This window comes from Actinomyces sp. 565 (assembly GCF_010365615.1).
GTDB lineage: Bacteria > Actinomycetota > Actinomycetes > Actinomycetales > Actinomycetaceae > Actinomyces.
Genome location: NZ_PIZD01000018.1, coordinates 1 through 23,070, shown reverse-complemented (window position 1 = coordinate 23,070; position 23,070 = coordinate 1). Strand labels below are relative to the sequence as shown.

Here is a 23,070-nt window from a genome sequence, read left to right as displayed (position 1 = left end):
TGTATTCCGTGGCCTACGGCCGTCGCGGGAGCGCCCGCGGGGTGATCCGCCTCAGGCGGTCACCGGTTGCAGTCGCTTTCAGCGCTGCTCGTTCTCGGCGGCAATCGCGCGCTCGAGCTCGCGCTCACGGGCGGCAGCGGCACGGACGGCCAGATCGATGTCGAAGAACATGTTCGGTTCCTTTCGGTTGAGTTCTCCCGGCCGGTTCTCCGACCGGGGTCGGCTGGCTGTTCCTGCCGACGCCCATAAATGTACCGATCGGTCGGCGCCCGATCCAGCCCTGAGAGTGTGCAGTCTGTCATGCTTTCAGTAACGACATGAAACTGGTTGCAGCCGGTGTGCGTGGTGCCTCCGCGGCGGTTACGCGACCAGCACCGTGCGCCCACTGGCCAGCTCGCGAACGTTGCCGTCGGGCGTCGCCAGCTCACCGGTGACCCCGGCCGGCAGGGTGATCTCGTAACGCACCGGCGTCCCCGCGGCGGGTGAGTCCGCCCCGGCGGCCCCGAGCGCCTCGCCGTCGGCGCGCTCCCAGGCGACCTCCACCCTGCCGAAGGGCGTGTCCCGGTGCGCACGCGCCCAGGACACCGGCCCGTCGGTCAGCGGCGCCACCCGCACGCGCCGGTAGCCGGGCTCGGCGGGGGCGATCCCGCCCAGGCGGCGGAACAGCCAGTCGTCCACGCAGCCGAAGGCGTAGTGGTTGAAGCTCATCGCCCCCACGGTGCCGTCCGGGGCGACGGCGTCCCAAGACTCCCAGATCGTAGTGGCCCCCTCGGCCACCTCATACAGCCAGGACGGCACCGTGTCCTGCATGAGCACCGCCCAGGCCACGTCGGCGTTCCCGGACTCGACCAGCACGTCGAGCAGGAACGGCACCGACAGGAAGCCGGTGTCCAGGTGGTCGCCCGCCTGGTGCACGAGCCGCACCAGCCGATCCGCCACGGCCCGACGCCGCGCGCCGCCGTCCGGATCATCGGCCGCGACGATGCCGAAGGCGAGCGCGAGCACGTACATGCCCTGCAGGTCCGGGGTCATGGCGCCATCGGCACCGATGTACTCCGCGGCCACCGCCGCCCGCACCGCCTCCCAGCGCTCCCGATAGGCGGCGGCGTCGCCCGCATACCCGAGCACCCGCGCCACCTCGGCCAGCGTGCGCAGTGCCTCGGCGTGGAAGGCGGCGCCGACGAACTCGCTGGTCAGGTGCGGCGCCGTCATGATCGCGTCCGGTGCCCCACTGGCCAGGGTGGAGGGCGCCAGCCAGTCGCCGAAGTGCATGCGCGAGTTCCACAGCAGTCGCTGCCGGGCGGCGGTGGCGTCGTCGAGCGCATCCCAGCCGGCGGTGCGGTCCGTGTCCTCCCAGTCAGAGCCGCGCAGGCGGGGTGGCAGCTCGGTGGCGGCCTGGCGGGACTGCAGCTGAACCCAGGCCTGCATGGCCGGGTAGTTGGCCCGCAGGGCGTCGACGTCGCCGTAGCGCTCCCACAGGGCCAGCGGCACGCGGATGACCGCGTCGCCCCAGCCGGCGGCGGCGGTGATGCCGCCGATGCCGGGCTGCCCCTCCATGGCCGCCTGGCGGGGTGCGAAGGGGGAGATGATGACCACGCGGCCGTCGTCGAGCTGGTCGGCACGGACGTTACGCAGCCAGCGGGCCAGGAAGGTGTGCACCTGGGCGTTGTTGGTGGCCGCCGGGGCGAAGACCTGGATGTCGCCGGTCCAGCCGACGCGCTCCCGCTGGGGGCAGTCGGTGGGGATGGACAGGAAGTTGGCGCGCTGGGACCACACCGTGTTGGCGTGCAGCCGGGTCAGGCGCTCGTCGGAGCAGGCGAAGTCGCCCGCCGGCTCCAGGTCCGAGCCGACGACGACGGCGACCGCATCCCTTGTGCGCAGCTCGCCGGGGTAGCCGGTCACCCGGGCGTAGCGGAAGCCGTGGAAGGTGAAGGTCGGCTCGTAGACCTCGGGGGCCTGCGGCGTGCCCGTGCCGGCCAGGATCCAGACGTCGCGCTGGTCCTTGTTCGGCCCCTGCACGTTGGAGAAGAAGTTTCCGTCGGCGGCCAGGTGCTCGGAGTGCTCCAGGGTGATCTCGGTGCCGGCCGGGCCGACGGCGCGCAGCCGCACGCGCCCGGCGATCACCTGCCCGAAGTCCAGCACCGTCTCCCCGGCCGGGGTGGTGATCACCCGGGCGGCGGGCAGCTCTGCCAGGCGCCGCACCGGTTCACCGCGGAAGGGCTCCAGGGCGGTGGCCGGGTCCAGCTCGGAGGTCGGGACGATGCGCACTGGGTCCCAGGGCGAGTCGTCGAAGCCGGGGCAGTCCCAACCGGCGATGGCGGCCGCGAGTCGGTCGTCGCGCCATTCGCCGACCATGATGTCGCTGTAGCGCAGCGGCCCGGAGGTGGTGCCGCGGGCGGTGCCGTCCGGCCCCCAGGTCTGGTGGGCGCCGTCGGCGCGGGTGACCGACAGCTGCCACCAGCCGCGCAGCAGGGTGCCGTACTGGCCGGACTCCCCGGTGATGGTGGCTCGGCCGGCGAACCAGCCGTCGCCGAGGCGCAGGCCCAACGTATGGGGCCGGGGTGCCCCGGCGGGGTCGACGAGGGCCGCGGTGACGTCGTGGACCTCGAACTCGGTGTAGGTGTGGTAGCTGGTCCAGCCCGGTGCCAGCACCGTGTCGCCCACCGGGATGCCGTCGATACTCGCCTCGATCACGCCCTGAGCGCTCAAGTACAGGCGGGCACGGGTGATGGGGGCGTCCTCGGCGTCGGCGCGGGGCAGGTCCTGGCGGATGAGCTTGACCGGGTGCAGCCGCTCGCCGGCGGGTTGGGGGTCGCGCGGGGCGAACAAGGTGGCGAAGGAGGCCTCCGGTTCCAGTTCCACCGGCGTCTGGGCGGGTTCCACCCAGTCGGCGACGGCGTCGTCCCCTTCCAGCAGGGAGGTGGAGAAGGATGCCTCGGCCCATGGTGAGGGCGCGGCGTCGGGGGCGGAATCGGTCCAGATGCGCACCCGCCAGGTGTAGTCAGCATCTGAGGCCAGGGGCTCGCCGTCGTAGGGCAGCCAGGGCGAGGCGGGCGGGTCGGGGACCTGAACGCGGCCGGTGGCCGGGTCGAGGCGGCGCACTTCGACTTCGTAGGCGGTCGCGGGTGCCTCGCCGGGTACCTGCCAGGACAGTACCGGCCGCGGCACCGCCACTCCGAGCGGGGCGTGCTGGTGGTCGACGGTCAGGTTGACGGGGGCGGCGGGCATGGAACTCCTTTGTTCGGCAGTGGCGTGTCAAGGCGGAGTGTTGCGAGGCCTGCGGCAACGGAGAGTGCCACTGTGGCCGACTGTGCGCCGGCTCAGTCCTCGTAGAAATGCATATCCGCCCAAATGTTCATCAGTTCCCGGCGGTCGAGGCGCTCGGTGCGGGTGATTCGATCGTATATGCGCACCGGCGAGTCGGCGCCTTCGAAACGGGGCCAATCACTGTTGGGCTCCCCGGTCTTGATGAAGGACACCCAATCGCCGTGAATGGTTTGCGTCATTCTCGTGAACAGATTGGCCGACTCCCCCCGCAGCATCATACGTGAGAAGTGGTGGTCGGGTTTTTCAAACACGAAAGGGAGCTCGAATGCGTGGGAGGCGCCCATCCCCGTCTCGTAGCCGGCAGCGGTTATCAACTCATAGCGGTACATCCAAACGTCATTGGTGTGCCTCTTTTGCGCCGAGGCCGTTCTGATCGCGGGCATCTCGAAGGCGTAGTCGGTAGCGAACCTGATGAAGGGTTCGGTGTCGAATCCGCGCGCATCTCCGATGGCGGGGGTCGCGGATGCGGCGGTCCGGAACGCCTCGCGGGCACGTTGGGACTGCTTGTGGTAGTACCAGGCGATCGGCGGGAGGCGATCCGCGCAGTCGTTCTTCTCCAGCATTTGCGCAATCATGCTCCAGCTGTTGGGGAAACCGGTGTTCTCCGGATGGACGAACATGGTGCCCTCGTGCATATTGGTGCCGATCATCAACGGGATGCCGTCGGCCGAGCCCTGCGCGATGGCCTCAAGGGGGCGCAGCGGCATGAGGTCGTCCTGAACCGGTCCGGGCAGGAACATCCCGGGATTCTTGTACTGGTGTCTGGCGGTTACGTACTCGTGTCCGTTCAGGAACAGGCGCGGGTCCTCGGTGTGCAGTCGGTGCAGGTCAGCGGTGCTCCAATGCATGCCCTCCAGGAAAAGGTCGATGTTCTCCCTCGCCGTCCGGTGCGTCATCACGCAGTTCGGCAAACCGCTCTCGACGATCGCCCGGGTGAAGGTGCCTCTGGCGCCGGGGCACGCCAGCATGTTGATGACGGAGGAGCCGCCGGCCGATTCTCCGCCGATGGTGATTCGGTCCGGATCTCCCCCGAACGCCTCCACATTCTCTCGGATCCAGTTCAGGGCCAGAATCTGATCCGACAGTCCGCAGTTGGAGTCTGTGTCATCGCATCCCGGATATGTGGTGAAATCGTAGAAACCAAGTACGTTCGTGCGATAGTTAAATGAGAAGAACAAAATGCCGTCGCGGACGAAGGCCTCGCCCCGATACATCTCGTCGGATGAGCTCCCCGTGTTGTAGCCGCCTCCGTATATCCAGACGAAGACCGGGAGACGGTCTCCGCTTAGGGGGCGCTGCACGTTGACCGTCAGACAGTCCTCCCGTCCCACCACGGCGCCGTTGTTGTACTGCACCGGGCAGGCTCCGTAGTCTCTCGCGTCCAGGACGCCGTCCCAGGGGGTGACCGGCACCGCGCGCTTCAGACGCAGCGGGCCGACCGGAGGCTGCGCGTAGGGGATGCCGAGGTAGTCGACTCGGTCTCCCCTACGCGTGCCGCGTACGGTGCCGGAGGTAGTGTGTACAAGATGCTCTGCCATGTCCTGACTCCTGGTTGTGTGGTGCGGCCGCCCGTCGGGTCGATGCGCATGCGCCGTGGATCGTTGAGGATGTTCGCGGGATCGGCGGCGAGCCGTCTCCTCGGCTACGCGGCCGGGGCGTCCGCCGCGTTCCTGGATTTGAGTGCCGCTAGATCGCGCTCGAGCCGGAAGAAGAAGGCCAGCATGAGGAACACGATCAGGAACAGCCCGAACGGGATCCAGTTGTAGATGAGTTCGACGGCGGTGGTCACCGTGGCGGGCTGGCGCACACCCTCCAGATCCAGGGCGCCATCGAATCCCGACGCCGACAGCACCCACCCGAAGACCGCCGTGCCAAGCCCCATGCCGATCTTCTGGGCCGCGGACATGCCCGCATTGCCCATGCCCACGGCGTCGATGCCGGTCCGGAGCCTGCCGTACGTCAGGGTGTCGGCGACGATGCCCATCGCCATACCGCCGGCCATTCCCATACCGGCACCCTTGAGGATATTGTATACGATCATTGCGGGAACGTTGAAGGCGAACAGGCCGAAGCCCAAATAGCCTGCCATGGAGACCGCAATTCCGGCGATGTAGACCTTCTCCTTGCCGAACCGCGCCATGAGGAACGGGGTGGCGAACATGATGGCGAACTGCGCAATGGTGCCTGAGTTCGACAGCCAGCCGTACTGGGTCATATCATAGAAGACATACAGGCAGTAGTAGATGCCTCCCACCGCGTTGAAGATGATGGCAAAGAATATCGCCAGCATGGCGATGGACATCATCACCCAGTACCTGTTGGTGAGCAGCGCCTTGACCGTGGTCCAAAACCCCGCGCCGTCGGTGGACGCCGTGGGCTCGGGCTGGGCGCCGCCGCCTTCGTGCACGCGCTCCTTTGTGGTGAATACGCAGATGAGCGCGAACAGGACCATGGCCGCGCAGAAGCACAGCATGGTCAGGGTGTAGGCCTGCTGGGTGTTGGGATTGGCGGCGTCGGATGAGAACCTCGCCAGCATGGTCACAAATACCGCGTTGACAATGACATTGCCGAGCGTTTGGAAGATCTGTTGGATGTTTCCCAGCAGACCCCGCTCGTAGGAGTTGCGCGTCATCAGCGAGATCATCGAGTAGAACGGAACGAGCATCGAGGTCAGAAAGACGGCATTGACCGCGTTGTACATGACGAACACGTACACGTATTTCACGGCGCCGGGCCAGTTGGGCGGCACCAGGAAGAGCAGCATGACCGCCACGGCGAATGGTATGCAGACTCGCAGCAGCCAACTGCGTGCCTTGCCCATCTTCGACTTCGTGCGGTCGACGAGCCGTCCGACGATGATGTCCGAGACGCCGTCGAACAGCTTCGAGACGGCGATAATGGTGGAAATGACGGCTGCGTCGAGCAGCGCCACGTTTGTGAAGTATACGGTTAGGAATGAGCCGATTATTCCATTGATGGCGTTGATCCCCAGCTGGCCGGAGCCGTATCCTACGCGCTCGACCCAGCTGAGCCGGGCGTCGGGATCATCGTGAGGTGTTGCGAGTGATGTCGCCATAGAGGTGTTCTCCTTTGAACTGGTTGCAGGCAGGGGGTGCGCGGGCATGGCGTCGGTAGGTGCGTCGCGCATCAAGTGGGGCTGATGGGCGCGGCGACACGCGCGGGCGCGCACGCGGTGGAGGAATCATCCATTGATTCGTTCCAATCTTAGGATTGACACGAGGTTACACGAGTAACCACAAGGTTCACGATAGAGTGTCTGCCGCGCGGGTGCAAGTGTGGCGTCTCGAACAGGGTGCCCAGGGCCGTCGGTGGACTCCAAAGCTGCGCGACGCCCCACGCGCCGGCGAGGTTTCCCGCAAACAGATGGAGGCATGGATGGCCCGGGTGCTCAGCAGCGATGTGGCGCGGCGTGCCGGCGTCTCTCGCGCCACCGTCAGCTACGTCCTCAACCGCCGCCCCGACAAGACGATCTCCGAGCAGACACGACGTCGCGTCATCGAGGCGGCGCGGGAGCTCGGCTACATCCCATCGGCTGCGGGCGCCGCGCTGGGCTCGGGACGGTCCCAGGTGGTGCTGTTGCGCGACTCGGGACACATACCGTCGCAGGGGCAAGAGGTGCTTCCGCTGGGATCCCTGGCCGGGCTACTGCGCGACGCCCTGGCCCGCGAGGTTCACTCCTGGGGCATGACCCTCGTCTCCTGCGGTTCGGATACGCCTATCGCCGATGTGCTCAAACACGTGGATCCCGCACTCGTCATAGCCCCGGGGGGCCTGGACGAGGACGAGGCGGATGTGGTCGCCGCGGTGGGCGCGTCCGTGGTGGACCGCGACGAGCGGGGCGGTCCGCTTTCAGATCTCGTGCTTGGCCGATTGCCGGTCCTGCAGGTGCAGTACCTGGCTGAACACGGCCTGCGCGCCCCCGCCTATCTGACCACGCGCATGCCCGGGCTCGAGCCTCTGGTCGCCTCTCGCAGGCGGGCCGTTTTGACCGCCTGCGGGCAGGAGGGGCTTCCCGTCCCGCGCGAGTACGCCGTCGGCCCTCTGGACGAGGATGCGGTTGCCGAGTTCACGGGGGTTCTGCACGACTGGTCACAAGCCGGAGTTGACGCCGTGGTCTGCTTCAACGATCTGCATGCGGGTCTGGCACTTGCCGCCGCCAGGGGCGCCGGGCTGCGCGTGCCCGGCGAACTGGCGGTGATCGGGGCGGACGATGAGGTGCTGGGCAGGTTCCTCGATCCGCCGCTGACCACGGTGGCTCCCGATATGGTGGCCTTCGCGCAGTACCTGGCGGCTCGGGCGCGGGCAGTGCTCGATGGGACAGAAGTACCCGCTGTCCCCACCACGCTGGCACGGGTGATCGAGCGTGCCACTGTGCCCGCACCCCGATTTCCCGGCCCCCAGACGTGTCGAGACCGGCACTAACGACGTGTCGAGACCGGCACTAACGACGGGGCCAAGGCCGGTTACGCGCGCCTCCCGACCTGCGGGGCGACGGGCGACTTTCAGCTCCGGGCGAGCAGGCGCACCGGGCCGAGTAGGCCGTAGCTGCGCACCGGCACGTCGTGCGTGGCCTCAGCCTTGCCGCTGAGGGCGGCGGAGATGTCCGGGATGGTCTCGTAGTAGCCGCGGGCGCGCAGCCGGTTGGACAGCGATGAGGACACGCGCACGACGACGTCGTTGCCGCCCGGGTGCAGCAGGCCGGTCACGTCCACGCGGGGCGCCGAGGTGTCGAAACCGATCGGTGCGCCGCCGTTGATGCTCACCGATCCCAGGCCGCCACACACGTCGCCCAGGTCGAGGACCAGGCGTCCCGCGGGCACCGCCGCGAGGGTGAACGTGGTGCGGTACTCGCCCACACCGGACACCTCCGGGCCCACTCCGTCCAGGTCCTTCCACGGCTCCAGTGCGCTGGCGCCTGCCCGCAGCCGGGTGGTGACGGTGGTGGGGAGTACCTCGCGGGTCACGTAGCCCAGGCCGCGGTCCTCCTCGATCAGTTCATCGGGGCCGGCGTCCCAGGAGTCCACCGTGATCTCCCAGTCGGGCAGTTCGACGACGATTGCGGGCGCAGTTCCGGACTCGCCCAGGGAGTACCCGGCGGAGCGGTCAAGGGTGATGATGGCGGCCTCGCCGGGGCGCAGGCGGACCGGGACGACGGTGACATCGGAGCGATCCGGCCCGATCGGCTCGGCGTGGGCATCGCCCAGCTCGTGGAACCGGCCGCTCCACTGGTCCAGCCAATAGGCCGTGCCGGCGCCGGGCAGGTGCAAGGCCACCTCGGTGTCCTGCCCGGTCTCATACAGGAAGTGGTAGACGTACACGTGGGTCAGGTCCCCGTCGATGCGCTCGTAGGCGAGTACGTTCTGGTTCGGGACGCCGAACTCGTGGTAGCCGACGAGCCCGAGGCTCCGCAGCGCCTCGACAGTATGGGCGGGGTCGTCGATCTTGGCCACGCTCGGCAGCGCCTTGAGGGCGGTCATGGTCGTGGCCAGTTCCTCGTCTCGCCCGTCGCGCCCGGGCGTGCGGGCGGCCGCGGCCGCATAGTGGAAGTACTCGCCGGTCTCCAGCCGCTTCAGCTCGCTAGCCCCGTTGACGATCAATACCCGCAGGCCCGCGCGCGCCCAGTCGAGCAGCCGGGCGGCGACGTCGGCGTCGAGCGCCTCCTGGTACACCACCAGGGCCTGGTAACCGGGCCCGTCCGGCTGGACGACGCCGTCGGCGAAGGTCATGTCCTCACGCAGCAGCAGTGAGCCGTCGAAGAACTCGTATCCCCAGCCGGCGTCCTGCATGCCCAGGTCCCGCCACCAGTGATTCTGGCGGTTGCGCATCCACATGGTCCCGTAGGCGACCTCATCGGGTATGCGCGTGTCCCCGTCGTAGAACATCATGCCGGAGGAGTTGTCGGTGAAGTGGTCGGTGCGCAGGATGCCGACGTCGATGCGGGGGCGGCCCCGACGCAGCACCTGCTGCATGCGCCCGACGGCCCGATTCCACAGCGGATAGAACTCCGCGGCGGGCTGGCGCGTGTCGAAGCGCTCGGAGAACATGGGCAGCATGCCCTCGTGACCGGGCCACTCGGTGGTCCCCGCGGCACCCGCCGGGCTGGACCAGCCGTGCAGGACGGTCTTGGTGATGCCGGCCGCCAGCTGCGTGTTGATGATCTGGTCGTAGAAGCGGTGGGGCAGCATGTGGTTGCGGGTGGTGGCTCCGGTCTCGGAGGAGTACTGCTTGCCCAGCAGGTGGGCGGGTCCCGCCATGAGCCGGTAGGCGTCGATCTGCGCGCCGAACTCCAGGGACTCGGTCTCGATGCCGTCGACGGCCGCGCCCGGGCGGGTCAGCTCGAAGGGCAGCCCGTAGGAGATCTCCGCGCGCAGCGAGATGCCGTACTCGTGCAGGAACTGCGCGAAGGGCTGGAGCATGTGCTCGATGTACAGGTCGGTGAGTGTGGCCACGTAGTCGTGGCGGACCTTGGTCACCTCGACGCCGTGGGCGGCGTCGGGCTCGAAGCGATAGCGGGTGGACACGGCCATCAGTGGTGCCGACCGGGTGAGCAGCGGCAACCAGGGGGTGATGTCGTAGCCGCGGCGGGTGCGGAACTCCTCGGCCACGCAGCGGCCCCAGAACATGCCGCCTTCGCCCCAGGTGTTCAGCTCGAGGGAGTCCATGTACATCTGTGCGCGCGGGTTGCGGGCGATGTCTGCCTTCAGGGCGTCGGTGAGGACGACGTCGCGCCAGTAGTCGATCACGGCGTCGACGCCGTCGCGATCCAGGTAGTTGACCGTGTAGTTGACGCTCGCTGACGGGCTCGCGGTCTGCCCGGTCCCGTGCATCCAGAACACGAACAGCCGCCAGTCACGTGAGTCCGGCGGAGTCCAGTCCAGTGCCTCGGCACCCTCATGTCCGCTCACGTGGGCGGTCAGGTCGGTGAGGGTGTCGACGTCGAGGATCGGCGCGGGCTGCTGGGCGGCGGGGGAGGCGGCTCCGGTCGGGCCGACGGTGCCGGGTGCGGCGTCGTCGGACGCGTCGACGTGATCCGGGACGACGACGCCGGCCACGGCCGCGACGAAGTGCTGCCGCTTCGGGGCCACCCGGGATCCCGGCAGCCCGCCGGCGCCGTGATCGGCGTCGAGATCGATGCGCGGCAAAGGGCCCGAGCGGGCGCCGCGGACGGATTCATGGGCGACGTTGAGCTCCTGGGCGGCCGCGGGATCGTCCGGAGTGATGGTGGGCAGATTCGCGTTGGACCAGTTGGTGCCGGAGGTGAAGGAGAAGGACATGCCACGGGCGGTGGTCTCGGCGACGATCATGTGCGAGTCGTGGGTCCACTCCTCGCTGCCCCAGCCGTAGCGGGTCTCGTCGATGTTCTCCTCGGGCATGGCCAGGAACTCCATGCCGCCGAAGCCGAGGCGATGGGCCGCGGCGATCTCGCGGCGGATGGTGGCGTCGGTGTGCAGCCCCTCCGCCAGCCACCAGCGCAGTTCCGGCCGGTACTCGATCGGCGGCTCGGCGATGGCGGCCCGCAGCGCGTCCAGCGTGGGTGACAGAGTGGGCCCTGCGGCGGGGACCGTGTTGCGCGCATCCTCGCCGGTGAAGGGCGCCCTGGCGGGTTCGGTCATGGGATTCTCCTTTGAAGTCCTCTTAGAAAAGTGTCCGAATTCGGCACGAACGCGCCTACGCCGCTGAAACGCTATGTGCAGGCCGTTGGAATCATGCGATTTCTGCCCCGGCGTCGTGGGCACTCGATGCCGTTCATGCCGAATTCAGACAATCTGGGCACCGCGTCGTAACTTCGACCGGTCTCGGTGTGTTACTTGTGCCGGTCTCGGGGAAGAGGCGGGTCAGAACAGGTCGGTGTCGACGTTGAAGGCCTCGACGACGGCGTGCAGCTCGGCGTCGGTCACGCCCTCGCCGAGGCCCCCGGCCATGATGTTCCGGACCTCGTACATCGCACCGGTCTCGGCGTACTCGACCTTGTCGACGGCGGCCAGGGGGGCGACGTCGGAGCGGACCATGATGCCGTGCTTGGACCACAGCACGATCACGTGGTCGCGCAGGGCGCGCACGTTGTTCTCCATGAGGGTGGCCGATCCGGGCACCATGAAGTCGAGCACCTCGATGCCCTGGGGGAGCTGGACGATCGTCTCGGGCTCCCAGCGCAGGATGCGGCGGTTGAAGTCCGCCGTGTTGCGGATGTCCTTGATGTGGCTGAGCTGGACCAGGTAGGGCGGCTGGGCGTGGATGACGGCCTGGAAGTCCACGCCGCGCTGCGCCACCTGGTCGTTGTGGACCGCCAGGTGGGAGTTGAACTCGCTGGTGGGGCGCACGTAGGCGCGGTCGGGGTGGGTGTACCAGGTGCCGGTTACGCCCCCCTCGTCCACGACGAAGGCGGAGACATTCGCCTCCGGGGACTCGGCGACGTCGCGCAGGCGGCAGCCCGAGCCGGTCACCAGGACGGTGCGGCCGGCCAGCGCGGGGGCGGGTAGCGGCAGCTCGGTGCCGGGGACGACCTGCGGGAAGCGGTCGGTCAGCCTCAGTTGATCGGCCGAGGCGTTGATGGATACGGAGATGTTGCCGGCGCCGGCCTCGACGGCGCCCATGTGGTCCAGGCGGCGTCCGGCGGCACCCATCTGGGCGAGGATCTCCGACAGGGGCATGGTGGTCACGGTGAATCGTCCTTTCGGTGTTTGTTTCTGGGGAGTTGTTGGTAGATGGCTGGTTGGTGCGGAGCCCGTCTACGGCGGTCGTGGTTGCTGGTTTTAGCCGCGGCCCAGCCGGGCCGCGAAGCGGTCGAGGCTGGCGGCAGTCAGGGGGCTGCCGACGGCGTTGAGGTGCCCGTGGGGCACACCCGCGCAGGTGAGCACCTCGACATCGGCTCCCGCTTGCCGGAGCTGGCGGGCGAAGGCCTCGCCGGAGGCGCGCAGGTCGTCGTTCTCGCAGTTCTCGATGTAGGTGGCCGGCCAGCCCTCCAGCCGGGCGGCGTCCAGGTCCCCGGGGAAGGCGTAGGCGGGTGCGTCCGCGTCGAGCGGGGCGCCGAGGTAGTTGGTGTTCATCGCCGCCATCACGTCGGTGGGTAACCGCAGAATCTGCGGCATCTGCTCCAGCCGCGCCGCCAGCTCCGGGCTGGGGGTGGGCCAGAGCCCGCCGTGGGCCACTGGGTAGGCGAGCAGCGCCTGCCAGGGGGCAGCGCCGTCGTCGACGCCGTGCAGCGTCACCCCGGCGGCCAGGTTCCCGCCCGCGCTGGCACCGCCGACGGCGATGCGGGCGGCGTCGATGCCGATCTCGGTGGCGTGCTCACGCACCCACCGGTAGGCGGCGTAGGCGTCGTCGTGCGGGACCGGGTAGTGGATGCCGCCGGTGCACAGCCGGTAGAAGACCGAGACGACGACCGCGCCGGTGCGGGTGGCTAGGCCCCGGGCGACGGCGTCGGCCTCCGGCATGTCCAGGTCACCGCCGATGAAGGCGCCGCCGTGGTACCACACCAGTCCGGCCCGCAGGCCCGTATCCGTGGCCGGCGAGGGCGTGGGCGGGGCCCAGCCGGGTTCGGGGCGGTAGATGCGCACCGGTATCGGCCCGTGCGGGCCGGGCAGCTCGCAGTCCTCGACGGCGGCGCGGGTGGGCTCCGGCTCCCCGAAGGGTGCTTCCCATGCCTCCATAGCGGCCAAGGCCTCCGCGGCGAAGGGCACCCCGGCGGCCGCGGCGGGATCGGCGGTAGCCAGGTCCTCGGCGCGCGGCGCCGGGAAATCGGCGATCAGGTGCAAGCGCTCGGCATAGGGCGGCAGGAAGCCGCCAGCCAGCGGCGCCACGGGCACGCCGTCGCGGGTGGTGGTGGGCTGCGGCGTCGATGGGGCGGCGCCGGGAGCATCGGTCATGATCTTCTCCGTGGGAAGTGGTGGATGGTGCGGTGGAGTGCGCTGGTGGTGCCCGTACCCCGCGGGGCCGGTGCGCTCAGCCGAACAGCTGGCGCTCGGCGGCGTCCCAGCCGGCGGCCGCGGCCGGGTCGGGGGCGTACTCGGTGATGTCGCAGGAGGCGCGCACCAGCTTTCGCAGCGCGGTCAGGTCGCCCTCGACCAGCCCGGCACCGCGGGCGGCGACGACGATATTGCCCAGGGCGGTGCCCTCGGCGGGCCCGGCCACCACCTTCAGCCCGGTCGCGTCTGCGGCCAACTGGCACAACAGGCGGTTGCTGATGCCGCCCCCGACCATGTGCAGCACACCGACGTGCTTGCCGGAAAGCTCGCTCGCCTCGCGCACCGCGCGCCGGTAGGCCAGGGCGAGGGAGTCGTCGATGCAGCGCACGTACTCGCCGACGCTGCGCGGGCGCGGCTGGCCGGTGCGGATGGCGTAGTCGTCGATGCGGGCAGCCATGTCGCCGGGGTCGAAGAAGACCGGGTCGTTGATGTCGACGATGGTGCGCAGCGGGTCTGCGGCCGCGGCGGCGGCGTCCAGCTCCCGGTAGGAAAGCTCCAGACCCTGCTCACGCCAGGTGCGCACGGCCTCGTTGAACACCCACAGCCCCATGACGTTCTTCAGGTAGCGCACGGTGCCGTCCACGCCGAGCTCATTGGTGAAGTTGGCCCGCCGGGAGGCCTCGGTGAGCACCGGCGCGTCCAGCTCCAGCCCCACCAGCGACCAGGTGCCGCAGGAGACGTAGGCGAAGTCGCTTCCGGCCGCGGGCACGGCCGCCACCGCGGAGGCGGTGTCGTGGGAGCCGACGGCCACCACCGGCGTCGGGGTGCCGTCGGGTCCGAAGACGTCGACGACGTCGCGGCGCACCGGGCCGACGACGGTGCCCGCCTCGACGACGCCCGGTAGCACGCCGTCCAGGTCGAGGCCCAGGTCGGTGCGCAGCCGCTGAAGCAGTGGCGCGGACCAGGTGCGCTCGCGGGAGTCGACCAGGCCGGTGGTGGAGGCGTTGGTGATCTCGGCGACCGGCCTGCCGGTGAGCCAGTAGGTGAGCAGATCGGGCAGCAGCAACATGGTGCGCTGGGCGGAGCAGGCGCCCGGGGCCGCCGGGGCGACGCCGCCGTCGGCCGGAGCGGCGGCGCGGGGCAGGCCGCCGTCGCGGGACTCGGCCACCAGCTGGAAGAGGGTGTTGAAGTCCTGTACCTGCAGTCCGTTGACCGAGTACAGCTCGGCGGCGGGGATGGCCGCGAAGACCTCCGCCGGTACGCCGCGGGTGCGGGGGCAGCGGTAGGAGGCCACCTGCCCGGCGAGTAGGCCGCCCGGGCCGAGCAGTCCGTAGTCGACGCCCCAGGTGTCGATACCGACGGCGGACAGGGGGCCGACGTCGCGCACGGCGGCGAGCAGCCCCTGGCGGATCTCGTCCCACAGGTGCAGCACATCCCAGAACAGGCGTTCGCCGCCGGGCCCGGGCAGGGGGATGGGGCCGTTGGCGAAGCGGCGCGTCTCGGTCAGCTCGATGCGGCCGTCGGCGATGGTGCCGACCATGACGCGCCCGGATGAGGCGCCCAGGTCGACGGCCCCGACGTGGATGGGGCGGGCGTTGGTCATGGTCGGCACCTCTCTCAGGCTCCCCAGCCGGCGGCGGTGCCACCGACGCGCTCGGAGCGGACCTTGTCCAGGTAGCCGGACTCCAGGAAGGCCTTCATCGGGTCGGGGGCCAGACCCTGGGACTCGCGCAGCTCCGCCAGCAGCGGGCGCACGTCGGTGTTGTAGGCGTCAACGAGGATGTCGTTGGCGGCCAGCACGTCGCCGGCGCGCTGCGCCTGGTCGAGGGCCTCACGGTCCACCAGGAGTGCCTTGGCGGTCGCCTCCTGCACGTTGGTGGCGGAGCGGATCTCGCCGGGGATCTTCTCCTCCAGGTTGTGGCACTGGTCGAGCATGAAGTTGACCCCAGAGTCGGGTGCCAGCGCACCGGCGGCGACGATCTCGTTCATGATGCGGAACAGCTGGTAGGGGTCGGCGGCGCCCACAATCAGGTCGTCGTCGGCGTAGAAGCGCGAGTTGAAGTCGAAGGCGCCCAGGCGGCCCAGCCGCAGCAGCTGCGCGACGATGAACTCGATGTTGGTGCCGGGGGCGTGGTGCCCGGTGTCGAGGACGACCTTGGCGCGGTCTCCCAGTGCCAGGCAGTGCACCAGGGAGGTGCCCCAGTCCGGCACGTCGGTGTGGTAGAAGGCCGGCTCGAAGAACTTGTACTCCAGCACCAGCTCCTGATCGTCGTCGAGGGCGGCGTAGATCTCCGCGAGGGAGTCCGCCAGGCGGTCCTGGCGGGCACGGATCGAGTCCTGACCGGGGTAGTTGGTGCCGTCGGCCAGCCAGATCTTCAGAGCCGGGGAGCCGGTGGCGCGCATGATGTCGATGCACTCCAGGTGGTGGTCGATCGCCTTGCGGCGGATCCGCTCATTGGAGTTGGTCAGGGAGCCGAGCTTGTAGTCCTCGTCCTGGAAGACGTTGGAGTTGATGTTGCCGATGGTGACGCCCTGGTCCTCGGCGTGAGCGCGCAACGCCGCGTAGTCGTCGACCTTGTCCCACGGGATGTGCAGGGAGACCCGGGGGGTGACGCCGGTGTACTGGTTGACCTGGGCGACGTCGTCGATCTTCTCGAACGGGTCGCGGGGCACGCCGGCGGTGGTGAAGACGCGGAAGCGGGTGCCGGAGTTGCCGAAGGCCCAGCTGGGCAGCTCGATCGACTGGGTCTGCAGCAGGCTGCGGGCCACATCACTGAGGTCGGATAGCGAGGGGGTGTTGCCGGTCATGGTTTCTCTCCGTTTCGTGAGGGTGGATGGATGCTGGTGGTCCTGTGGTTGGTTCCGTGAGGCGGTGGTTGGTGGTTGCTGTGCCGGCTCTCAGGCGTTGGCGTTGGTGACGCGCTCGCCGTAGCGTTCCAGCTCGATGTCCTCCAGGGACTTGCCCTGGGTCTTGGGAGCGCCGATGGTGCCCACCAGGGTGGAGACCACGAGGAAGCCGATGAGGATGAGGCCGTCGATCATCAGACCGTTGTCCCACTTGAGGATGACCGGGAAGATCAGCGAGATCAGTCCGGAGGCGAGCCGTACCGCGAAGAAGACAATGCCCTGGGCGGCCGAGCGGTACGGGGTGGCGAAGAGCTCTGGGGACCACACCGAGTAGAAGGCCTGGGCGGACGGTCCGGCGGACAGACCCCAGATGATGGTGTACGCGAAGGCGGTCCAGGCGGCGTCGGAGGGGCCGAATACCAGGATGATCCAGGAGAAGATGGCCGCCAGGCCGCCGACCAGATAGTGCCAGCGGTAGGGGACGCGGTCCACCAGGTTCATGAAGATGAAGGTGGAGATGATGACGAAGCCCCACGACAGCATGGAGAACAGGTCGGTTTGGATGGTCTCGTAGCCCATGGAGCCGAGAATGGTGGGCAGGAAGATGCCGTTCTGGGAGGCCGCCTGGTTCCAGCAGGTGTAGATGACGGCCAGGAAGATGAGCGCGGTGATGTTGACGCGGCGGTTGAACAGCTTGCGGAACGCCGTCCACATCGACGGCGGCTTGGCCTGTGCCCCGCCCTTGGCGTTCTGCCAGGTTTCGGACTCCTCCAGGCCCTGCCGGATGTACCAGGTGACCAGGGCGATCACGACCAGGTGAGCGAAGACGATGCGGCTGCCGAGCAGGCCCAGCGGCGCGAGTGCCGCGGCCAGGCCGAAGCCGATGAACGGGCCGAATGACCAGGCCAGCTGAGTGGCTCCGATGTGCTTGCCGCGTTGACCGGTGGGGGCGAATTCGGCGATGTAGGTCCAGCCGGCGGGGACGGAAGCACCCACCGCCAGGCCGACGATTACGAAGCCCGTGAACAGCATGGGCAGGTTGACGGTGAAGACGACGATCAGGCCGCCTAGCGCGTACAGCAGCAGGTCGTAGGTGTAAATGAACTTGCGCCCGTACTTGTCGCACAGGGGGCCGCCGATCAGCGCGCCGATGGCGGCGCCGAAGGCGTTGGAGCTGAAGGCTGCAAGGAGCCCGGCGATGGTGCCGTCGTCGTCGGGGAAGTAGGCGGCGCTCCAGAAGCCGAGCGAGGTGGCGATGGCGATGATGGAGCCGGAGTCGATGTAGTTGGACATGGAGACGGCGGCGGTCGCCTTCCAGCCGGTTAGTGGCTTACGTGCCACGGGTTCCTCCTTGAGTCGTGGGGGATGGGGTGGGGCGGGGGCGTCAGGGAAGATAGAAGTACTGGGGCAGGATCTCGTTGGTGCCGCCGTCGGGCTGGACGAAGTACTGGGCCATCTCCGCCTGCCAGCGGGTGTTGACCTCTTCATCGTTCATGGCGGCCTGGGCGGCGTCGACGTCGTCGGATTCGAAGTAGCCGACGACGAGCCCGTCCCCGGGGCGCAGGAACAGCGAGTAGTTGCGCCATCCGCAGCGAGTCAGGGCCTGGCGCATCTCCTCCCACACGTGCTGGTGGACCTCGACGTAGTCGGTGAGCCGGTCCGGGTGTACGTGCAGTAGGAAGCAGCAGCGGTGAGGGGAGCGGGCGGAGGTCGTGCTGAGTAGCTCGGTGAGGGCCGCTTGCTTGGTGGTGCCCGAGGCGGAGGCGTCGGCGGTGGGGGAGTCGGTCATGGAACGTCCTTGTTCGGTTCGAGCGCCGTGGTTTTCACGGTGCCGGTCAACGGCGTGAACCGTTTCAACGCAATCGACTGTAGTCCGTTGGCTGGGCGCTCGTCAAGCGCGGATGGGAACTGCTGGGTGCGGTCGTTGCTTGCGCGCGACATGCTGGCGTGCGAGGCTTTGTAACGTCCTGATGACGTTGCCCTTACGTTGGCCAGTACATGCGAGGAGCTGCCCATGCATCATTTCCTGAGTTTCCCGACCGGCTCGTCCGGGCTCGGCTCGTCCGGGCTGCGCCGTGCCGCCGCGGGTGCTGCGGCGTTGCTGCTGGCTTGTGGGCCGGTGGTTGCGTGCTCGCAGGACCCTGGCGGTGGTGCCTCGGGGGTTCCGGCCTACGATCCGGAGGCGGCTGCCTCGGCAAGGGCCTCGGAGTCGGCCGCGGCGGCCCAGGCATCGGCGTCGGCTGCTGCTTCTGCCGAGGCGGCCGGCGTGGTGACGGCGGAGTCGCTGTCCACCGACCGCTACCAGGTCACCTCCATCCCCGAGGACCTGGACGAGCAGCAGACCGAGGTCCTGAGGGCCTTCGTCCACTACGACCAGGTCACCTGGAACATCTGGTTCACCCGCACCGGCGCAGAGAACGCCCAACCCCTCATGACCACAGAGGCATACCAAAGACTCACGAACGGTCTTGAGGAACTCGGCGATGGGCGTACCGATGGGACAGTCAGAGTTTCAGTTGAGGCGGTTACCGTCCTTGCCTATATGCAGGCGCAGGTCGTGATCTGCGGCGACCAGTCTGATCTCATTTCCTATGATGAGGACGGAAATGATATCAGTAATCCGGAGACCCTCCAAGGGCGTTATGGGACCGTTATTGCCATGGTGTATGAGGATGGGGTTTGGAAGGAATCGGATGAGGCAACTCTGACTGTAAACGAATGTGTGGTGTGAGAATGGTGGGCTTCAAGGGGCGATTGCTGTCAATAGCTTACGTCACGGTACTGTTATTTGCTGTGTCGGTCGGTATTGTTCCAGCCGCTTATGCAAAAGAGATACAAGACGTCCATGCCGGTTCTGGTTCGTCGTCTGGTTCGGTTGCCCAGGGCGGGGATGGTTCGGTGACGATAAGTGTCACGGCAGCCTCCACGTCGGCTGCCGCTGACGGCTCGGGCGGCAGCCCTGGTGGTGGTGCTTCGGCGTGGTCGCAGTCGGTGACTACTGCGGTGCATCCGGTGTGCTGGTACACGCGGGGCATGTCGGGCGCAGAGACCGCGAAGTGGCTGGAGTCTCCGGATGGCGCCGCTGTTCGGCCTGTTCGACCGCAATAACAGCTTCGACCGCAATGACAACAACGACGACCCGGAGGGGCTGGAGGAGCAGAAGACGCGTTGCCCCGACTGTGAGTCCTGTGCGGACGGTGTCGAGGGCTACTGGTGCGTGGTGCCCTGTTCCTCGGAGCTGGTGGATGGTGGCGGCCTGCACGACAAGGCCTGCATGAGGCCCCCTCGTCCTGCGTGAGGCTCCCTCTTTTCGGGAGCACGGGCGCGGGCCCGACGCCCCATTTGGTTGCCCGCTAGTACGTTTGGCTTGACGGCAACGGCCCGGCAGGGGCGCCGGCGCTCACGCTCAGGAACAACAGGAGCAGCGGAGGCGCTGAAGCCGCCTCCGCCGGCCCTGGCCGGGTTGCGCACACGCCGGGGGCGTGCGAGGCTTTGTAACGTCCTGATGACGTTGCCCTTACGTTGGCCAGTACATGCGAGGAGCTGCCCATGCATCATTTCCTGAGTTTCCCGACCGGCTCGTCCGGGCTGCGCCGTGCCGCCGCGGGTGCTGCGGCGCTGCTGCTGGCGTGTGGGCCTTTGGTTGCGTGCTCGCAGGACCCTGGCGGTGGTGCCTCGGGGGTTCCGGCCTATGATCCGGAGGCGGCTGCCTCGGCAAGGGCCTCGGAGTCGGCCGCGGCGGCCCAGGCGTCTGCGTCGGCTGCTGCTTCTGCCGAGGCGGCTGGTGTGGTGACGGCGGAGTCGCTGTCCACGGAGCGGCATGTGATCACATCGATCCCCGAGGACCTGGACGAGCTGCAGACCGAGGTCCTGAGGGCCTTCGTCCACTACGACCAGGTCACCTGGAACATCTGGTTCACCCGCACCGGCATCGAGGACGCCCAACCCCTCATGACCGCGGAGGCATACCAAAGGCTCACGAACAACGTGGACCAGGCTGTCGCCGGACACACTGACGGTACGGTGAGGGTCGCGGTGACGTCGGTGTACTTGACGTCGCTGGATGCTGTACGGCCCGAAGCCGTGGTTGAGGTCTGTGCCGACCAGACCGACCTGGTGAAGTATGACGCTGAGGGCAATGACATCAGCAACCCTGACACTTTGCAGGTGCGGCGCAATATCCGCGTCACCATGGTGTACGAGGACGGCACCTGGAAGGAAGCCTCCGAGGGAACCCTGTCGATCAACGAGTGCACGGTGTGACCCCAATGCGGCAGACAACTCGAAAACTAGCCGCGCTGGCGGGCGCAGCGCTCCTGTTAGCCACATCATTCGTAATCACGACTCCGGCCCAAGCCTTCGAGCTGGACGATGAAACTGCTGGCGGCTCGTCTTCCGGTTCGGTTGCCCAGGGCGGGGATGGCTCGGTGACGATAAGTGTCACGGCAACCTCCACGTCGGCTGCGGCGGATGGGTCGGCTGGTTCCGGTGGTGGGGTGGTGTCGTGGTCGCAGTCGGTGACTACTACGGTGCAGCCGGTGTGCTGGCATATTCCCTTTAGGACGGGTGAGGAGACTGCTAGCTTGTTGGAGTCGGACGCTACTATCTATAACGTCACCCGTTTTAGTGGTCATACGCTGGAAGAGTATCGTTCTCGTTTCCCGGATTACGAGTCTCATGCGTCCGACTCAGAGGGGTATTGGTACATTCCCCAGTGCTCTCCCGAGTATTACAGGGGGGAGGATCTTGCGGACTTCAGCGCGTTGTCAAAGAGTTGGGTTGAGAGGAACATGGCTGTATGGGTTCCTGCTGGTAGTTCGCCCCCGGAGCCCGAGATAGATGGTGAGACGTTGGCGCGGGCTGCGTGGGATGCGGTGACGATCCCGACCGCCACGATCGGCTACAACCCCATGGTCGGGGACATGCAGGCCACGATCGTGGGCTGGGATACCTGGGTGTGGGCCACCGGCGACACCCCCAGGGAAGTGACCGTGACGGCTACAGCGGGTGCCACCACCGCCACAATCACGGCGACGGCTTCGATGCTGACTTTGCAGCCCAAGGACGGCACTGCCAAGTGCACCGGGTTCGGGATCCCGTGGAGCCAGGACAACGACTCCAGGGGAACGGACTGCAAGATCATCTTCAACCGCTCCAGCGCCCACTTCAAGGACTCTGTGACGCCGGTGGATGTCAAGGTGTCCTACGCGATCGAGTACACGGCTTCTGATGGCGCCACCGGAACCATGGACACCCACACCACCAGCACAACCACCACCATACCGGTAGCCGAGATCCAGACGCTCAACACCAGACCCACCACCGAACCATGAGTAGCCCTTCCCTGCTCTATCTGTAAGAGCAGGGAACTCTGCTTGTTGTTTCACCAGTCGCCGCCGTAGTGTTCATGAGAGTTATTCATGGGGTGTATATGAATATGAGTGCGAGTGTGGCGGGGATGGTTGTCGGGAAGGTTTTGATTGGTCTTCTGTAGCCGGTGTGCAGGGTGCGCCAGGTCTTGAGGTTGGCGATGGCTCTTTCTACTACGTAGCGGATGCGGTTGATGGAGGGGTTGTAGGCCCTGTCGGCCTCTGGCAGGGGGTGTCCGGGCTGCTTCCTGACCGGGGTGGTCATGTCCAGCCCGATATAGTCCTTGTCCCCGATACGGAGGGCAGCTGTGGCGCCGTCGGGCAGGTCTTGGGGCGGGATGTCCAGTAGGCCCGAGGCCCGCAGTGCGGCGGCGTCATGCACGGATCCGGGCAGTGGGTCGCAGACCCAGGCGATCGCCCCGGAGGGGGTGCAGGCGACCTGGACGTTCAGCCCGGTGGTGCGGTACTTGCCGGAGAACAGTCCCGGGACGTCCTTCCAGTCCCAGGTCTTCAGCGCGGTGCCGTCAATGATCAGCACCTGGGTGGGGTCGATGTCCTCCACCGCGGACACGTTGTCTGCCAGGGCATCGGCAATGAGAGCGGTGTAGGAGCTGATGATGCGGGAGACGGTGGGCTGGGAGACGTCGAAGGACTCCGCCAGGACCTGCTGGGTGAGGTTGTGGCGCAGCGCCATGACCGTTAGCTTGACTCGCTGGTACAGGCCCAGGGCCCGGCTGCCGACCTTGGGCAGCTCACCGTGCTTGTGTAGGGCGGCGCACAGGTCGGCGAGCTGGTGGCGGTCAAGCTTCGTGCTAGCATTCATAACCGGCGGCTCGTTCTTAGAGGATATTCGATGGACAAACGAATCCTCGCAGGAACGAGCCGCCCTAGCACACACCCGCCACACGCGCGTGTCGCAAATCCCCCACACCCCCCCATGAATAACCCTCCAGGGCGACTGCACCCAGGTGTGCATGCGTATCGCGTCGCAACGTAACGGCGTGCTGCAAAAATGCGGCACTCAGGACAAGAGCTTTAGGTGGTCTCATTTGATAACTTTGGCTGCCTGTCCCTCGTCGTAGCCAAGGCTGTAGCCAGCATTAATCTCGGTGTCGAGCATGTGCATGGTGGGATCGTTGACTAGCGTTCTCCAGTTCATATAGCCCTGTGCGGCGTCGGGGGCCATGGGATCAGACGCGGTGATGGTGGGTTTCCCGTCGACCTCGGTGTAGAAGGAGAATGGGCCTCCGTTGTTGCCGGTAGCAGCCGCCTCCATGGTGGCGTCGCTGAGCAGGCCGTAGTTCGCAGCATCAACGTAGGCCTGAGCACGCAGCACGGTCCTGATATCAGCGACGTCGATGGTGTCGGAAGTACTGTCGCCTGCTCGCAGCTCAGCAATGCCATCGAGATAACCCGTGGTCATGCCCGCATGCTGGTGTCTTCCTAGTAATGTCTCGCTAGGGTCGGTTGCCGTGGGCATCTTTGAGTCGATCTGGTCGTGGTTATACTCGAGCATGGCGGTAACCAGTGTGTCTGCGGCGTGCTCGTCGTCGATGACACGGTACAGGACGGTCTCGAACTGTGCGTCAGTCACGAGGCCA

At 67.4% G+C, this 23,070-nt stretch carries 18 protein-coding genes; 5 read left to right on the top strand and 13 right to left on the bottom strand.

Annotated features, from left to right (window positions below; translation table 11 throughout):
* Positions 1–360: 360 nt before the first annotated feature.
* The 3 genes from GZ997_RS03470 to GZ997_RS03460 all read right to left on the bottom strand — a co-directional run bounded on the left by GZ997_RS03470 (position 361) and on the right by GZ997_RS03460 (position 6,403).
* Positions 361–3,228, bottom strand: a complete 2,868-nt coding sequence (locus GZ997_RS03470; protein ID WP_162678869.1) for an alpha-L-rhamnosidase — start codon at positions 3,226–3,228, stop codon at positions 361–363.
* A 92-nt stretch (positions 3,229–3,320) separates the two neighbouring features.
* Entirely contained in the window at positions 3,321–4,865 is a 1,545-nt protein-coding gene (locus tag GZ997_RS03465; protein WP_161923510.1) for a carboxylesterase family protein, read from the bottom strand.
* 104 nt (positions 4,866–4,969) lie between these two features.
* Positions 4,970–6,403: a glycoside-pentoside-hexuronide (GPH):cation symporter gene (locus tag GZ997_RS03460; protein WP_238994229.1), complete on the bottom strand. Its 1,434-nt coding sequence runs from the start codon at positions 6,401–6,403 to the stop codon at positions 4,970–4,972.
* Between the two features lie 320 nt (positions 6,404–6,723).
* Between GZ997_RS03460 and GZ997_RS03455 the strand changes: the two genes are divergently transcribed.
* A complete protein-coding gene (locus tag GZ997_RS03455) occupies positions 6,724–7,770 on the top strand; it encodes a LacI family DNA-binding transcriptional regulator (protein WP_162678867.1) in 1,047 nt (348 codons plus the stop codon).
* 80 nt (positions 7,771–7,850) lie between these two features.
* Here the strand turns inward: GZ997_RS03455 and GZ997_RS03450 are convergent, their stop codons facing one another.
* The 8 genes from GZ997_RS03450 to GZ997_RS03415 all read right to left on the bottom strand — a co-directional run bounded on the left by GZ997_RS03450 (position 7,851) and on the right by GZ997_RS03415 (position 18,116).
* On the bottom strand, positions 7,851–10,961 hold the full coding sequence (locus GZ997_RS03450; RefSeq protein WP_162678866.1) for a glycosyl hydrolase: 3,111 nt from the start codon (positions 10,959–10,961) through the stop codon (positions 7,851–7,853).
* 222 nt (positions 10,962–11,183) lie between these two features.
* Entirely contained in the window at positions 11,184–11,999 is an 816-nt protein-coding gene (locus GZ997_RS03445) for a class II aldolase/adducin family protein (RefSeq protein ID WP_162678910.1), read from the bottom strand.
* A 102-nt stretch (positions 12,000–12,101) separates the two neighbouring features.
* Complete coding sequence (locus GZ997_RS03440; protein WP_162678865.1) at positions 12,102–13,214, bottom strand: alpha/beta hydrolase fold domain-containing protein; 1,113 nt, start codon at positions 13,212–13,214, stop codon at positions 12,102–12,104.
* Positions 13,215–13,290: 76 nt separating this feature from the next.
* A complete protein-coding gene (locus tag GZ997_RS03435; protein WP_162678864.1) occupies positions 13,291–14,856 on the bottom strand; it encodes a rhamnulokinase family protein in 1,566 nt (521 codons plus the stop codon).
* 14 nt (positions 14,857–14,870) lie between these two features.
* On the bottom strand, positions 14,871–16,061 hold the full coding sequence (gene rhaI / locus GZ997_RS03430) for an L-rhamnose isomerase (RefSeq protein ID WP_162678863.1): 1,191 nt from the start codon (positions 16,059–16,061) through the stop codon (positions 14,871–14,873).
* A gap of 90 nt (positions 16,062–16,151) precedes the next feature.
* The gene (locus tag GZ997_RS03425) at positions 16,152–17,441 is read right to left on the bottom strand and encodes an MFS transporter (RefSeq protein WP_162678862.1); all 1,290 of its coding nucleotides are present in this window, start codon (positions 17,439–17,441) and stop codon (positions 16,152–16,154) included.
* Between the two features lie 43 nt (positions 17,442–17,484).
* The gene (locus tag GZ997_RS03420; RefSeq protein WP_162678861.1) at positions 17,485–17,889 is read right to left on the bottom strand and encodes an L-rhamnose mutarotase; all 405 of its coding nucleotides are present in this window, start codon (positions 17,887–17,889) and stop codon (positions 17,485–17,487) included.
* Positions 17,886–18,116: a hypothetical protein gene (locus GZ997_RS03415; protein ID WP_162678860.1), complete on the bottom strand. Its 231-nt coding sequence runs from the start codon at positions 18,114–18,116 to the stop codon at positions 17,886–17,888. Before GZ997_RS03415 ends, GZ997_RS03420 begins: the two co-directional genes overlap by 4 nt.
* Here GZ997_RS03415 and GZ997_RS03410 point away from each other — a divergent pair.
* From GZ997_RS03410 to GZ997_RS03395, 4 genes are all read left to right on the top strand, one after another.
* Positions 18,115–18,831: a hypothetical protein gene (locus GZ997_RS03410; protein ID WP_162678859.1), complete on the top strand. Its 717-nt coding sequence runs from the start codon at positions 18,115–18,117 to the stop codon at positions 18,829–18,831. The two genes, GZ997_RS03415 and GZ997_RS03410, sit on opposite strands and share 2 nt — an antisense overlap.
* Positions 18,832–19,173: 342 nt before the next feature.
* A complete protein-coding gene (locus tag GZ997_RS03405; RefSeq protein ID WP_162678858.1) occupies positions 19,174–19,398 on the top strand; it encodes a hypothetical protein in 225 nt (74 codons plus the stop codon).
* A gap of 251 nt (positions 19,399–19,649) precedes the next feature.
* The gene (locus GZ997_RS03400; RefSeq protein WP_162678857.1) at positions 19,650–20,363 is read left to right on the top strand and encodes a hypothetical protein; all 714 of its coding nucleotides are present in this window, start codon (positions 19,650–19,652) and stop codon (positions 20,361–20,363) included.
* Between the two features lie 611 nt (positions 20,364–20,974).
* Positions 20,975–21,433, top strand: coding sequence for a hypothetical protein (locus GZ997_RS03395; protein WP_343212259.1), 459 nt, complete (start codon positions 20,975–20,977; stop codon positions 21,431–21,433).
* Between the two features lie 85 nt (positions 21,434–21,518).
* Here GZ997_RS03395 and GZ997_RS03390 read toward each other — a convergent pair whose 3' ends face one another.
* Together GZ997_RS03390 and GZ997_RS03385 are read right to left on the bottom strand one after the other, a co-directional pair.
* Positions 21,519–22,292, bottom strand: a complete 774-nt coding sequence (locus GZ997_RS03390) for a transposase family protein (protein ID WP_162678856.1) — start codon at positions 22,290–22,292, stop codon at positions 21,519–21,521.
* Between the two features lie 222 nt (positions 22,293–22,514).
* Positions 22,515–23,070: DUF6571 family protein (locus GZ997_RS03385; RefSeq protein WP_162678855.1), on the bottom strand; the 556-nt coding region annotated here is incomplete at its 5' end.